Genomic DNA, 13,963 nt, shown 5'->3' on the forward strand with positions numbered 1-13,963 from the left:
TTGTTGCAGAGCAGCAATTTCGCGCGAAGAGGCGCGGCAACCAATCAGATATCGGGCTGATAGCTTGCGGGCACGAAACGGTAACCCTCGCCCTGCCTCTCGACGAAACCGACCGCAGGAAACGGCATGTGGTAGCCGATAAAGGGCAGCCGTTCGTTGGCGATCATGTCGAACACGCGACGGCGCGTCTCTGCTGCCTTCGCCTTGTCCATGTCGAAGCGCACTTCCCAGTCCGGCCGCTGCAGCGACAACACATAGTGGTTGGCGGCATCGGCCGTCAGCATCAGCGCCTTGCCGTCGGAATCGAGACGGAACACCATGTGCCCCGGCGAATGGCCGAAAGCGGCAATGGCCGAAATGCCCGGAACGACCGCGGCACCGTCGCCGATGAAGGTGGTCTTTTCCGCAAGCGGCACGACCTTTTCCAGCACGGCCTTGTGACCGTTTTCTGCTGGCGTGCCGGCGCGCGCCGGATCTTTCCAGAAGGCGTATTCGACTTCGCCCATCACATAGCGGGCATTGGCGAAGGCCGGTTTTTCGGCCTCCATGAGGCCGCCGATGTGATCGCCATGCATATGGGTTACCACGACAACCGAGACCTGCTCCGGCGAATAGCCGGCAGCGCGGATCCCGTCGAGCAGGCGGCCAGCGCCGGTCTCCCGACCGCCCTCGCCCATGCCGGTATCGAAGAGCACGAGGTCCGATCCGGTATCGACAAGAACCGGCGAATAGCTGTTGAGCAGCGCATCGGTCGGCAGGAAGTTCTGCTGCAGCAGTTCGGCCACCGCCTGTTGCGGCTGGTTGGTGCCGTAGGTCTCGTGCGGCTTGTCGCTGACGCGAGTGCCGTCATTGACGACAACGATCTTGAACGCGCCAAGCTTGAGCATTCTTGTCGGAGGGCTGGCTTTCATGCCGGTGTTTTCCGATTTTTCCTGAGCGACTGCAATGCCCGTCATCAGCGAGGGCGCTGCGAGCACGCCGAGCGTTCCCGCTCCCATCAAGGTCCTGCGCTTCATCGACATTTCACTCATGGTTCGTTTCCGCTTTCTGTTGGATCCATCGGCGACAACTCGGCCAGAACTAGCGTCTTGACAGCAAAGGCCAGTCGGGATCACAGGCTTTTGATCCGCAATCACCGGTTTTGCCCCGACAAAAGCCATGGCCGGTATTATTAGCTTCTGCTTATCGCTGACCGTCCGAAGCATCGTTTCATGAACCGTATCGTCCCGATGATCCTTGCCGTCGCTCTTTTCATGGAGCAGATGGACTCGACCGTGATTTCCACGTCGCTGCCGGCAATCGCCCGCGACATCGGCGTCGGGCCGATCACGCTGAAGTTGGCGCTGACCGCTTACATGGTGGCGCTGGCGATCTTCATCCCCTTGAGCGGCTGGATGGCCGACCGCTTCGGCGCCAAGAGGATCTTTCGCGCGGCGATCCTGGTCTTCATTGCCGGATCGATCTTCTGCGCCATTTCGAACAGCCTGCCCGCCTTCGTCTTCTCCCGGTTCCTGCAGGGAATGGGCGGCGCGATGATGACGCCGGTCGCTCGCCTCGTGCTGGTTCGCGGGACGCCGCGCAGCGAACTGGTGTCGGCCATGGCGCTGTTGACGATCCCCGCGCTCGTGGGTCCGCTTGCCGGACCGCCCCTCGGTGGCTTCATCACCACCTACTTCTCCTGGCACTGGATCTTCCTGATCAACGTGCCCGTGGGCATCGCCGGCTACATCCTGTCGGGCATCTACCTGCCGAAGATGGAGCCGCTCGATCCGCCGCCGGTCGACGTGCTGGGCTTCCTGCTCGGCGGCATTGCTGCCTCCGGCATCGTCTTCGGCCTGTCGGTGATCAGCCTGCCTGCCCTGCCCCCCGTTGTCGGCATCGCCTCGGTAGCGATCGGCCTTGTTTCGGCCCTGCTCTACATCCGCCATGCGCGGCGTCATCCGGCCCCGGTCCTCGACCTGAAGCTCTTCCGCGACAACGCCTTTCGCGCCGCTTCGATCGGCGGCACGATCTTCCGCATCTCGGTCGGCGCCGTTCCCTTCCTGATGCCGCTGATGCTGCAGGTGGGGTTCGGCCTCAACCCGTTCCAGTCCGGCCTCATCACCTTCATCGGCGCGGTCGGCGCGATTACCACCAAGTTCTACGCGCGGCGCGTTCTGGCCTTTGCCGGCTTCCGTACCACGCTGATCATCGCTGCGATCATTGCGGCGATCACCACCTTCGCCAACGGCTTCTTCACGCCGGAGACGCCCTATCTGGTGCTGATCACCATCCTCCTGATCGCCGGCTTTGCGCGCTCGTTCTTCTTCACCAGCGTCAACGCGCTGTCTTTTGCCGATATCGACGATGCGGATGCCAGCAAGGCGACCTCGATGAGCGCGGTGCTGCAACAGATCAGCCTGGCGCTCGGCGTTGCGGTCGCCGGCGCGATCCTCGAAATCGAGACGAAGCTCAGCGGCGGCCCGCTGCAGCTCGACGATTTCCACACCGCTTTCATGATCATCGCCGCCGCCAACCTGATCGCGGCGATCCCGTTCCTCACTATGGCGAAGAACGCCGGCTCCTCCGTGTCGGGACACCGGCTGCCGGCGCGCGAAGTCGAGACGGCTGCGGGGAAATGATCCCTTGGGCACCGACTGATCGACGGTGCCTTCCCAGCAACGGTGCCGGCCTTAGTAGTTGGCCAGCCACTGTTCGGCGCCCAGGTCTCCAAACCGGGGCTTCACCCCGAGGAGCGGCGCTGACCGACCGATGATCGACTTGACCATCGGAGCGGCGTTGGCCGCGGCCGTCCGCCCGCCGTTTTCTCCGGTTTTCGGCGCGTCGATGATCGACAGCACGATGTATTTGGGCTTATCCATCGGGAAGGCCGCAAGGAAGGCGTTGAAGTTGATGTCCTTGGCATAGCGGCCGTTGATGACCTTGTCGGCCGTGCCGGTCTTGCCGCCGACATGGAAGCCTTCCACCTGCGCCCGCCTGCCGGAGCCCTTCACGCCGTTCCAGTTGTAGAGGAAGCGCATGTCGGCGCTGGTCGTTTCCTTGATCACCCTTTGCGAGACGAACTTCGTTTCCTCCGGTGAGCGCGGCAGGAAGGTCGGCGGGATCAGGTGTCCGCCATTCATCAGCGCCGCGGCGGCGACGGCCGTCTGCAACGGCGTGGTCGCCACGCCGTGACCGAAGGAGATCGTCACCGAATTGATCTTCTTCCACGTGCGCGGCTGGGTCGGGATGGCGACCCCCGGCATTTCGGTTTGCATGCGGGACAGGAGGCCCATCTTCGTCAGGAACTGCTGGTGACCTTCGATCCCGACCATGTCGGCAACTGCCGCGGTGCCGATGTTGGAGGAGTACTGGAAGACCTCCGGGATCGATAGCGGACGGTTCTTGCCCTTGAAGTCCTTGATGGTGAAGCCGCCCATGCGGATCGGCCGCGACGCGTCGACGACCGAGTTCAGGTTGACCTTGCCCGCGTCGAGGCCCATCGCCAGCGTGAAGCTCTTGAAGGTCGAGCCCATCTCGAACGTGGCGTTGCTCATCCGGTTGAACCAGCCCTTTTCGTACTCCTTGTCGACGCCGCCGCCAGGCAAGGTTCGCGAGGGTTCGTTCGGATCGTAGTCGGGTACCGAGGCCATGGCGAGCACCTCACCGGTCTCTGCATCGAGAACCACAGCGCCGGCCGCCTCGGCCTCATAGTCGGTCATCGCGTTGGCGACCACTTCGCGCACGATGTTCTGGACGCGCAGATCGATCGACAGCCGCACAGGCTCGAGCGAGGCGTTGCTGGTAAGGCCAGCGGCCCGCAGATCGGCAAAGCCCTGCTGGTCGAGATAGCGCTCGATGCCGGCCAGCCCCTGGTTGTCGACATTGACGTGACCGAGGATGTGCGAAGCGGTGACGCCGCCGGGATAGAAACGGCGCTTTTCCGGGCGGAAGCCGATGCCGGGAATGCCGAGCGCCAGAATGTCCGACTGCTGCTTCGGCGTGAGCTGGCGTCGCAGCCACTGGAATGCTGATCCGGACTGGAGCTTGCGGTGCGTATCGCGCCAATCGAGATTGGGAATCACGGTCGCGAGCTTCTCGACGACCTCGTCGGCGTCGACGATCTTGCGCGGCTCCGCATAGAGCGACATCGTGTTGAGATCGGTCGCCAAGAGATGGCCGTTGCGGTCGACGATATCCGGGCGAGAGGCGATGACATGGCCGCTGCCGCCGATCGACGCGGTTTCGGCCGGCGCCGACAGGCCATATTGAACCAGCCGCCCGCCGACGACGAGAAAGACGACGGCAAAGCCGGCGATCAGGATCCCCACGCGCTGCCGCGCCTGGTTCCTGCGGCCGGCGCTGGTGCCGATGATCACCCCCGGCTTGCCGGCACCATTCCTCTTGACGGAAAAATGCGCGCGGCTTCTGAGCCGAACGGCAAGCGAAATCATCGACATCCAGGTACTTCCACATGCAGCCAACCGGGCACGTGCTCGACCCGTCGCCAATCGTCGATCGGCAGCCAGCGCTCGGTGAAATTTAAAACCTTAGGAGGTCCTAATGGACCAGATAGTAACACCAGAGTTGCACTCAACTGGTTAATGGCCGATTAACCACGATGCGCCGTCTTTGGGGGGGGCCGGGTTTTGGAGGGCGATCAGGAGTGCGGCCGATCGGCACAAGCCGGCCTGGCCCCGTGGCGCCTGCGTGCGCCATCAGGACATCGTTGGAAGCTCGGCGCCGTGCGACAGGTTACTCCGGCTGCTCGCAGACGGCGGCGATCTTGTTGCCGTCGTGATCGCGAACCCAGGCACCATAAAAATTTGCGTGAAACGGGCGTAGGCCCGGCGCACCCTCGTCCGTGCCGCCATTGGCAAGGGCTGCGGCATGAAAAGCGTCGACGGCGGCGCGGGTCTCAGCTGCAAGCGCGATGCTCACGCCATTGCCATAGGTGGCGGGCGCGCGGTTGAAGGGCGTCACCACCCAAAAGCGGATGCGATCGCCCTCAGCGCCATAGCCGATCTCGGTCTCGTCCTGGCGCTGCCGGCGGTAGCCAAGGGTCGGCATTACCGCATCGTAGAACGCGCCGGCGCGTGTCAGATCGTTGCTGCCGACGGTGACGTAAAGCAGCATGTTATTTGGCCGCTTCGTCTTCGGTTTCCGTTTCGCTGCCGGCCTGCTGGCGCCCCTTGAAATCCTTGGCAAGCAGGAACATCTCGACCGATTCGGCGCGCGAGGAGGCCGGCTTCACATGGATGACCTGACGGAAATTCTGCTTGAGCATGTTGAGCAGCTCGCGCTCGGTGCCGCCCTGGAAGGTCTTCGCCAGGAAGTGCCCGCCCTTGGCCAGCACGTCGACGGCGAAATAGGCCGCGACCTCGCACAGATGCATGGTGCGCAGGTGGTCGGTCTGGCGGTGGCCGGTCGTCGGCGCCGCCATGTCGGAGATCACCAGATCAGGCGTTCCGCCGATCGCTTCCATCAGCTTGCCCGGCGCTTCCGGATCGAGAAAGTCCATCTGAAGAATGCGCACGCCCGGAAGGGGGTCGACCTCGAGGAAGTCGATCGCCGCAACGCGCGGATCGGTATCGGTGGAGTTGGTGACCTTGGCGGCAATCTGCGACCAGCTGCCGGGGGCAGCGCCCAAGTCGATGATGCGGCGCGCGCCGCTCAGGATCTTGTGCTTCTCGTCGATCTCCAGGAGCTTGAACGCCGCGCGAGCGCGGTAGCCCTCGAGCTGCGCCCGCTGCACATAGGGGTCGTTGATGTGGCGCTCGATCCAGCGGCGGGAGGATGCCTTGAGCTTGCCCTTCTTGACCTTCTGGCCAAGCTTGCGGCCGCTACGGTTGGCGCCGACGGGGGGTTTCGTCATGGTTTGTTTCCTTCGTGGCTGCCGGAGGCATTGGAACCGCGCTGGTGGCGGCGCGGCCGCGAGCGGCGCCAGGCGCCGTCGTCCGCCATCATATCGGTGAGCAGGCCTTCGCGCAGGCCACGATCGGCAACCCGCATGCGGGTCGACGGCCAGCGCCGGCGGATCGCTTCGAGGATGGCGCAGCCGGCAAGCACCAGATCGGCGCGATCAGGGCCGATGCAGGGATTGGCGGCGCGCGCGTCGAAATCCCAGGAGAGAAGCCGCGCCTGCATGGCCGAGACTTCGTCGTCCGTCAGCCACAGGCCATCGACGCGGCGGCGATCATAGCGCGGCAAGTCGAGATGCACGCCGGCAAGCGTCGTCACCGTGCCTGACGTGCCGATCAGGTGGAAACCGCTGCCCGACGTGCCGTTCGCCAGAGCTTCGACAGGCGGGCTGTCGAAGCGGGAAAGCATGCCTTCCACTTCCTGCACCATCGCCTCGAAGCTTGCCGGCGTCACATGCTGGCCGCCATGGCGCTCCGAAAGCGTCACGACGCCGACCGGCAGCGAAGTCCAGTGGGTGATGTGGTTGGCGAGCCGGTTCGAGCGCGAATCACCGATGCGGATGACGGCGATCTCGGACGAGCCGCCGCCGATATCGAAGAGCACGACCGAGCGCGTCTCGCGATCCACCAGCGACGAGCAGCCGGAAACGGCAAGCCGTGCCTCGGTTTCGCGGTTGATGATCTCGAGATCGAGACCGGTTTCGCTCGCAACCCGCTCAAGGAAGCTTTCACCGTTTTCAGCCGCGCGGGCAGCCTCTGTCGCAATCAGGCGGCTTCGGCGGATGGTACGGGCGCCGAGCTTCGACGCGCAGATCTTCAGCGCCTCGACGGCACGCTCCATCGCCTCGTCCGACAGCCGGCCGCTGGCACCGAGCCCTTCGCCGAGACGGACGATGCGCGAGAAGGCGTCGACCACCCGGAACTGGCCGGGACGGGTCGGCTGAGCGATCAACAGACGGCAATTGTTGGTGCCGAGATCAAGTGCGGCATAGAGCGGCGCGGGCGGTTCGCTAGCAGCGATATAGGGTGCACGCGGTTGTTCGCCGCGATTGCCCGAACGCGGCTGTGCGCCCGCCTGACCGCTGCCGGCGGCAGAAGTCTGCCGCGCATTGCCGCCGCCATCGGCGCCACGCTGCTGCGCCGGCTGGCGCTCGCCGCTCGTCAGCGGGCGCCCCTGGAGCCCGCGGCGGTGCTTGGCCTTCTTGCTGCGCTTGTGGCCCTTGCGTTCGCCAAGCGACGCATCGACGACCTGAACGCCGCTGCTTTGCGACGCGGATCCGGCCTGCGCCTGCTGTTTTGCTGATTTCGAACGACGCCGCCGCTTGCGCTTGCGCGCCGGCTCCGTTTCGTTCTCTCCTGCGGGACGCCCTGCCAAACCGGCTGCGCCGGACTGGCTGGCAATTGCAGACGGCGAAGCAGACGACTTGCGTCGTTTACGCTTGCCCTTGCCGTTGCGCGGACCGAGCTTCGATCCATCACTGCGGCCTGCTGCCGACGCCCCGGATTCGGACGGCTTATCGCCGTGATCGGGGTCTTTCACTTGTTTCAACCATGGCGCCGCGCAAGGCCTTAGGGCCGCTCAAGGCGCTCTCTCGATTTTTCGTTGGCGCGACTGTACCAGCGCAACCCCCATTCGCCAAACTTTTTTTGAGAACCGGCTTGTGCACAACAAAGGCGTCGGGCGCCCGAACCCAGCAAACACACCGGGTTGAGCACCTGGGCCCCTGTTCCGGTCCCCCTCGATGGCTGCGATCTCACTTCAGCCGCGATTTTTTTTGCAAAAGGTATTTGCATCAGCCGTCGATTTGTTTATAAGCCCGCCAACCACACCGACGGGCTTCGCTCCGACGGCGGCTTTGGGGAATAGGTTAACGGTAGACCCACGGACTCTGACTCCGTTAGTCCTGGTTCGAATCCAGGTTCCCCAGCCAAACACATTTTCATCAAAAAAATCAATTACTTGCGGAAGACCCACCGATCGGAACCGGAACACTTTACCGGCCGGATAAACGGATCATGTATCGTGGAATCGCGATTGACAATTGCTACTGGCGTAGCCGCACCATCAAACCCCACAAGTTGACTGGCCAGCAAATAAGATTGATAAACGGCACAATTTAGCGACGGTGGGGAATATGACTGAGGGAAGTTGGACTAAAGAAGAACTCGAGACCGCGATCGAGACGGCCACAACCGATCATTGGTCCAAAAATCACCACCCGCTGCTCCTCAGCGAACTTGGGATGGATCTGACTACGAAGCGAGGGGATTATCGTCCTGCGATAGCGCCACTAAAACTTAGGCAGTTCATCGCGACCCAGCTTTCAAACAAGGTCGTTGTTGTTACACATCCGCGTCAGGCTCAGAAGATCGCGCTTATCCCGGTTGGTGAGAATTTTTCTTTTATCCCATCCGAATTCGAAAAGCCTGACTTAACCGCGCCGGACGCGGGCGAAAAGATTAAAACATCGATCTGGGCGGCGTTCGTTAAGCCCCTCGCTCCGAACGTAAGCCGTTACGTCGATATCGACGGTAAAGCTCTTCGCTTCCAAGATGTTCCAAATGGTTCGGCCGCACCGTTCGCGAATGCGCGAGGGGTGGCACGCGACCAAATTATTGATGGCCAGAGTGCCGACTACAATGCACAAGAAGTCGCTGCGCGGATCAAGAAGTGGGCGGCTGCAAATGGCTTGGCGGAAGAGCGGCTGTATAACAGAGACGTGGGTAACCCCGCGCCCAAGAACAGCTTCTTTGACGTATTCAAGGGGCTAAGTGACAGCGATTTGCGACGGATTGAGATCCCCTTTGACATTGTGATGAAGCTTGCGCGGCAATGAAAATTGCTTTCATCCTGTTCGCAAATGACCAGGTTCTTCGGAAGCATTTCAGCGTTTCCGACGTAGCTATGGTCCCAAAGGAAATCAGGGAAAAGCACGGCTCTGATTTTAAGTTTTTTACCAACCCTCCCCATCTCACGGCGGATGAGTTTTGCGTAAAGACCAGTGCCGAAAATCCGGATTTCGCAATCGTGCTGCTTGCGGAACAACGTTTAAGTTATTCGCTTGACGGACTTGGCTTGCCATTAAGTGTCCTGCAAACGGATGAGCGGGCAATAGGGATAGAGTTCTCTCGCGTTCTTACGTTTTGGATCAAGCGCTTGAATGCGGTGGAGCAGATACTCAAGCCCATGGGCAACAAAAAGGCGCTGCTGCTTCCTTTCAAAAATTTCAAGGACGAGACGGCCGGCGCTATCTGGTCCTCGATAGCCCTAAATTTAAGCGAGAGGGCTTTTGGCCTGACTGGCGAATTGACGCGCTTAGTCACGCACCTGAGGTCGCGAGAATTCCCGAAGCGACGTGGGGGCGACTACAAGGACAAATATTTCGTCGATGAGAAAGGGCACCATTTCCAGTATGGACATGAAGTTCATTCAAAGCCGGTGACGGAAGGTGGTGGGCACACCGCAAAATGCGCGATTAGTTCCCAATTGAGGCTAGGGCTGCCCTACGACCGCGAGCGCCACTTCAACCTCTCGTTGGAAAATAACAGCAACCTAAAGGGAAGAGCCTTTGTAAACTGCCACGATGGCGACCAAACGGCGGAAAGCTGTGATCATATCAACATCTTTCCCAATAACTTTATCAACTGAAATGAAAATGGGCGCTTTTCGCGCCCATTTTTGACTCAAATATCTAAGCCTCACTACCCCACACCGGCTCGGTAATGTCAGATCACGACTACGTCGATCTCTCCGACACCCGTCATTCCTGCAGTTGGCCTCCAAATGCTTACGGCTGTAAGTTCCACCTGGATGCATGCAAAGAGCTTACTTAGATACGAGCATGTCTCTTATAAAGCCACTTAACTGGCTTTTGACGCACGAGTCAACGTGTCCATTTGGGTTACTTTCATTGCTAAACCAGCGTGGTTAACAAAGGTTCCACAATTGGCGTGCGCCGCTTCGACCGAAGCTATTCCAGATTAATTGGGCATTCGCAAGCGAAAATTCCATATGCTCGTTGGATTGCGCTACGGCTCGACCGCTGTTTCCACGCCGCGGTCATTGCATTGACCTTAAGCTGCATGCTTCGCCGCACCGTCCAATCCTTCTTCTCGACCTCCGCCGATAAATCACGCAACTACGAAGTCTGGGCAACCTAGATGCTTGCGGCGCACATGCATTTCAATCGCCGCTGCCATGAACTTCATGAAGGCGCGCCTCACTGGATGGTCTCGCCCAGGACATGCGAGTGGACGGTCGACTGGGCCGAAATCATAAGCAGTGGCGCTAGACGCGCGAATGCCCACCTTCGATTCAGCTCAACGTGCCTGCAGAATTAAATACCACCGTGGTCCAAGTTCAGCGGCAACCCCATCGTCTCGCCGAACGGCTTGTAGCATTCGAAGGTCGCGGCCGATCAGATGCGCGAAATAACCCTGCCAATTTCGGCTCCGAAACAAGGAACGCCCGGAAGGATTTGCCCTTGCGCCAGAGAAACTTGACTGGATCCGGGCGGGGGGAATGGCAGCAATCCTTGGGATCGATCGCCGGACCAAGATTTACAGGGTCCAGAAAGCCGAGGCCGACTGTTCTACTCTTCCCTGCAGAAAAGCGACTTGATCACACGGCGCGCGATGCGGCTCGGCGGCTTCAGATCATCGCCTGCGGCGTCCCGGATGGCTGTGAGCCAAGCCTGTTCCACCGCGCACAGCCGAGGCGTTGCAAGGCTCTCGAACATCGCGATTGCCCCATCGCTGTAGAATTGGCCGAGGGCCAGGCGAAAGAGTTCATGTCGGTCACACGAAATTATGCCCGCCGTTTCGGCGACGCGATCAAGTGGCAGCTTTGCAGTTCCGTCCAACACTAGCCTCAGCAAGCGATTGATAGACCCTGGCTCGCCATTGATCATATCGGGATCGAGGGCCGCGGCAGCGGCATATTCTGAAATGTGGTCGCGGATCGCTACATTATGCATGTGATGTGCTCGCAAGTTGATGTCTCTGATTATTTTATAGCGCTGCGTCGCGTGGAGAAGTTGCGGGCAATGTACTAGGGACAGTTATCCCTGAAGCCTTTGGTTACCTCATCTAGCGGGTCGTCCGCGCTTCGAACGCCGGATTCAAATTTCAGAAATTGATCCACCTTCCTGGATGAGGAGGAATGGCTGCACTTCCAGGGACCCTTCACCCGCGCGGGGGGCTGGCAAGATAGCAAAGCTGGCGCCAGACGATCCTATCGGTGCGCCAGCTTCCCCGTTTAAAGAAACCCTCTCTGAGATATCTGCAGCCTTTGCAGGAATGGGCGGAGATAGGGGATGTCTTCCGCTTCGACAGCGCCCTCGAGCGCGGTCCAAAACAGTTCAGCCTCGTCGATTTCGAGCATCTCTGCTAGTGTTTTGACGTACATGAACTTCAGGCGTGCACGTCCACTTAGGAGGCTGGTGACATAGGTTCGGCTAGGAAGCCCAGCGTGATACAGCTGTTCGCTGGTAACCCCCAGCTCTTGCGTCCGCTGCGTCAACAAGTCGCCGAGCTGCTGCCAATTACGATGATTAGCCGTCATCCCTATCTCCGTGCTCATGACGACTGCAGTCATGGGTAGTCGTGGTTGCCGATTTTGTTTTTCTCCAGCTCCGCAGCATTGCATTTATCCGAGGCTGGACGCGGTCGCGTGCTGCTTTTCGATCCATCCCTTGCAGTAGCAGGGTGTCGTAGTCTGTCAGGAAGTGGCGCAGGTAATTTTGCATCGTGATGCCGACAGCCTTACCGATGCTTGCGCCATTCCAGTTCTTGCCGGCGATCTCGGCGGCGAAATAGTTGATGGCGAAGTCAGGGCAACCGGGATGGTTCCGCCTGATATGGGCAGTTACTTTCTCGATTGGGTATTTCGTCATGATTTGCTCCTCTGAATGAGAGAGCACATGAATAATCAGACGACCCCCAGTGTAAGCAAATACTTATCGACCAGAATCTTGTGGATAATCTCGCACACAGGCGACGGGTTAACCGTCGCATCCGCGCAGCAACTCGATGCGCGGGGATTGCGAAGTCCTAGGAATTCGGTGGAGCGTCGATGGGGATGCGTTTTGGCGCCACCGACAGCCGGCAACGGATCCTCCCATAACGACAATTACAATCAAAGAGGGAAACGAGATGTTTACATGCAAGTTGACAACGTCAACTTCGCGCCCTTCAGCAGGCGCAAAATGCCAACATTCCAAGGTGACATCGTCAACTTATCACGCCCAAAACGACGAATTACTGAGCGCTATGTTGACAGAAGTTTCCCCTATGTTGGCACTTTTGCCGGATTTCCCGCTTTTTCGAAAACTGTCAACACGGTCGGATTAGAGACGTCATGCCGCCGGCCGGCAAGCGCGTGGCCGGGAATGGAGTCCGGAGATATCGGCAGGATGTACAACCTCGTGGAGTGTTCCCACGAAGCCAGATCTCGATCGAAATCCTGGCTTGGCAGTGGCGAAAACACATTCTCTGATCGAGCGAACATAGGGGCTGCCTGTCGTAAACATTAAGCTCCCCTAGCTGGGTCCAAGCGACCTTAGAGCGTGAAAGGCGGCTACGCCGCGTGACAATGGAAGGCGCCATAGATGCCACAAAGGAAGGTCGGGCAGGCGCCCGATGGATGTTGTTGCCAGCGAAATTGCCGGCATCCTTCCATGCGGCAGGAATATCGAAGAATACGAGAAGTGCGGTGATGTAACCACCGCACTTCACTCAAATCAGCAGAACGACAGCGGCTCGATGAGCTCCTTCAGGGTGCGACGGATGGTGTCTACTTCTTCCTTGTTCCCGGGATCATCATCCATCATCTCGAGGTGGAAGCGGAGCCGATTCAGGACCGCGATCGCTGCATTGCGATTGCCCCGGAGCATTCGTTCATCGTCGCTGAGTTCGTCCCAGTCATCGTAGTCGACCAGGATCGACCGGTTGCCGTCACGATCGACCTCGAGGCCATAAGAGTCGCAGTCCGGGTAATAGGAGGCAATCTCTCGGTAGAAGGCTGCTCGCTCCGGCGCCTCGCTCTCCAGGTCTCGCGCCATCATGAGATAGAGTTCCCGCCGAGGCAGGACGAGCCCGCTGAGACCGGTCTTGGCTTCAATGGCTGCAGGATAGTCAAAGCTGTAGCAGCTGCTGCTTCCGCCGACGTTTTCGATACTGGGCATTCTGTTCTCCTTTTGCTCGAGGTCCGGCGGCCAGCCGGGCCATTTTCGAGCGGAGATCACGGTCATGTTCTGATGCGGTCACAATGCCCCTCCGGTTCCAATACCTTCGTTATAGCGAAAACTGCCTGCCGCGACGTAAATTCATCCTCAATGAATGGTCGTGGCATTTCAGCAACACCGGATGGTCTTCTTTAGACTGAAGGTAGATCGACTCAGACGGCGCGACTTATGGGTGCCTTCCCACAATCCTTCAGTCGGAATGCCCATGCCGCACCTCCACACCGTCACCATGTATCGGAGCAAGCTCCGTAATGAGCCGGTGGATCTCCACTACGCCGAGGAGACTCTCAGGCGGTCGCAGGCGCGCTTGGCCGGCCGGAGAGTCCTGACACCGCTGATTGACCTCAATGCCTACCAGTGGAGCGCTGTGGTCGATTGGATCGATATCGAATTCGAACTGGTGCGTCGCACGCAGTATTGGAAGCTCAATGACCGGATCGAGAGGCTGACCGGTCGCAAAGAGTATCCGGAAGCCCTGGACCTTGGCCCCGGGAAGACTGCTACCCGATACAGACTGCGGGTCCAGGAGCCGGATTTCGCAGTGGTCAGAGACCTCTTGGACGACTTGCAGGAGGGGTATGGTTTCGCGTCGCCAGCGCGGGTGGTCGGACTTGAGGTGAGCATCGATGCCTATCCGGGAGTGCCCAGTGAAGAAGCAAGGGCGCGGTTACACGGCGTGTTGGTCCGGCACTTCTTCCCCACGACACGCGTGCTGACAGCTGACCTGCCACTGAACTTTCATCCAGCTGCGACTAAAGTCCCCGCGGTTCTGAATACGCCAAGTGGCGCGGTGGGAGCAACCGGCGGAAACGCGAAGCT

General features: G+C 59.9%; 12 protein-coding genes, 1 tRNA gene and 1 pseudogene. 5 read left to right on the forward strand and 9 right to left on the reverse strand.

Annotated features, from left to right (window positions below):
• Positions 1–44: 44 nt before the first annotated feature.
• Positions 45–1,031, reverse strand: a complete 987-nt coding sequence (locus ASD63_RS23165; protein ID WP_234798731.1) for an MBL fold metallo-hydrolase — start codon at positions 1,029–1,031, stop codon at positions 45–47.
• A gap of 180 nt (positions 1,032–1,211) precedes the next feature.
• Between ASD63_RS23165 and ASD63_RS23170 the strand changes: the two genes are divergently transcribed.
• Complete coding sequence (locus ASD63_RS23170; RefSeq protein WP_034800899.1) at positions 1,212–2,621, forward strand: DHA2 family efflux MFS transporter permease subunit; 1,410 nt, start codon at positions 1,212–1,214, stop codon at positions 2,619–2,621.
• A 51-nt stretch (positions 2,622–2,672) separates the two neighbouring features.
• Here the strand turns inward: ASD63_RS23170 and ASD63_RS23175 are convergent, their stop codons facing one another.
• The 4 genes from ASD63_RS23175 to ASD63_RS23190 form a co-directional block, all read right to left on the reverse strand.
• The gene (locus ASD63_RS23175; RefSeq protein WP_034800896.1) at positions 2,673–4,439 is read right to left on the reverse strand and encodes a penicillin-binding protein 2; all 1,767 of its coding nucleotides are present in this window, start codon (positions 4,437–4,439) and stop codon (positions 2,673–2,675) included.
• A gap of 295 nt (positions 4,440–4,734) precedes the next feature.
• The gene (locus ASD63_RS23180; RefSeq protein ID WP_034800894.1) at positions 4,735–5,115 is read right to left on the reverse strand and encodes a VOC family protein; all 381 of its coding nucleotides are present in this window, start codon (positions 5,113–5,115) and stop codon (positions 4,735–4,737) included.
• 1 nt (position 5,116) lies between these two features.
• Positions 5,117–5,854: an RlmE family RNA methyltransferase gene (locus ASD63_RS23185; RefSeq protein WP_034800892.1), complete on the reverse strand. Its 738-nt coding sequence runs from the start codon at positions 5,852–5,854 to the stop codon at positions 5,117–5,119.
• Positions 5,851–7,440 carry a Ppx/GppA phosphatase family protein gene (locus tag ASD63_RS23190; protein ID WP_034800890.1) on the reverse strand — a complete coding sequence of 530 codons (1,590 nt, stop codon included), beginning with the start codon at positions 7,438–7,440 and terminating at the stop codon, positions 5,851–5,853. Before ASD63_RS23190 ends, ASD63_RS23185 begins: the two co-directional genes overlap by 4 nt.
• 317 nt (positions 7,441–7,757) lie before the next feature.
• Between ASD63_RS23190 and ASD63_RS23195 the strand changes: the two genes are divergently transcribed.
• The 3 genes from ASD63_RS23195 to ASD63_RS23205 all read left to right on the forward strand — a co-directional run bounded on the left by ASD63_RS23195 (position 7,758) and on the right by ASD63_RS23205 (position 9,549).
• Positions 7,758–7,831: transfer RNA gene (locus ASD63_RS23195), tRNA-Gln, on the forward strand.
• 204 nt (positions 7,832–8,035) lie between these two features.
• Positions 8,036–8,737, forward strand: coding sequence for a hypothetical protein (locus ASD63_RS23200; RefSeq protein ID WP_060529844.1), 702 nt, complete (start codon positions 8,036–8,038; stop codon positions 8,735–8,737).
• The gene (locus ASD63_RS23205; RefSeq protein ID WP_060529845.1) at positions 8,734–9,549 is read left to right on the forward strand and encodes a hypothetical protein; all 816 of its coding nucleotides are present in this window, start codon (positions 8,734–8,736) and stop codon (positions 9,547–9,549) included. The genes ASD63_RS23200 and ASD63_RS23205 overlap by 4 nt, the downstream gene beginning before the upstream one ends.
• 943 nt (positions 9,550–10,492) lie before the next feature.
• Here ASD63_RS23205 and ASD63_RS23210 read toward each other — a convergent pair.
• The 4 genes from ASD63_RS23210 to ASD63_RS23225 all read right to left on the reverse strand — a co-directional run bounded on the left by ASD63_RS23210 (position 10,493) and on the right by ASD63_RS23225 (position 13,084).
• Complete coding sequence (locus ASD63_RS23210) at positions 10,493–10,876, reverse strand: hypothetical protein (protein ID WP_060529846.1); 384 nt, start codon at positions 10,874–10,876, stop codon at positions 10,493–10,495.
• Positions 10,877–11,157: 281 nt separating this feature from the next.
• Positions 11,158–11,463: a hypothetical protein gene (locus ASD63_RS23215; protein ID WP_060529847.1), complete on the reverse strand. Its 306-nt coding sequence runs from the start codon at positions 11,461–11,463 to the stop codon at positions 11,158–11,160.
• A complete protein-coding gene (locus ASD63_RS23220; RefSeq protein WP_082572964.1) occupies positions 11,453–11,794 on the reverse strand; it encodes a DUF2293 domain-containing protein in 342 nt (113 codons plus the stop codon). Before ASD63_RS23220 ends, ASD63_RS23215 begins: the two co-directional genes overlap by 11 nt.
• An 846-nt stretch (positions 11,795–12,640) precedes the next feature.
• Entirely contained in the window at positions 12,641–13,084 is a 444-nt protein-coding gene (locus ASD63_RS23225; RefSeq protein WP_156624168.1) for a hypothetical protein, read from the reverse strand.
• Positions 13,085–13,349: 265 nt separating this feature from the next.
• On the opposite strand from ASD63_RS23225, the pseudogene ASD63_RS23230 reads away from it, so the two are divergent.
• Positions 13,350–13,963: pseudogene (locus ASD63_RS23230) on the forward strand (hypothetical protein); the annotation flags it as partial.

It is taken from the genome of Ensifer sp. Root558 (genome assembly GCF_001427045.1).
Lineage (GTDB): Bacteria > Pseudomonadota > Alphaproteobacteria > Rhizobiales > Rhizobiaceae > Ensifer > Ensifer adhaerens.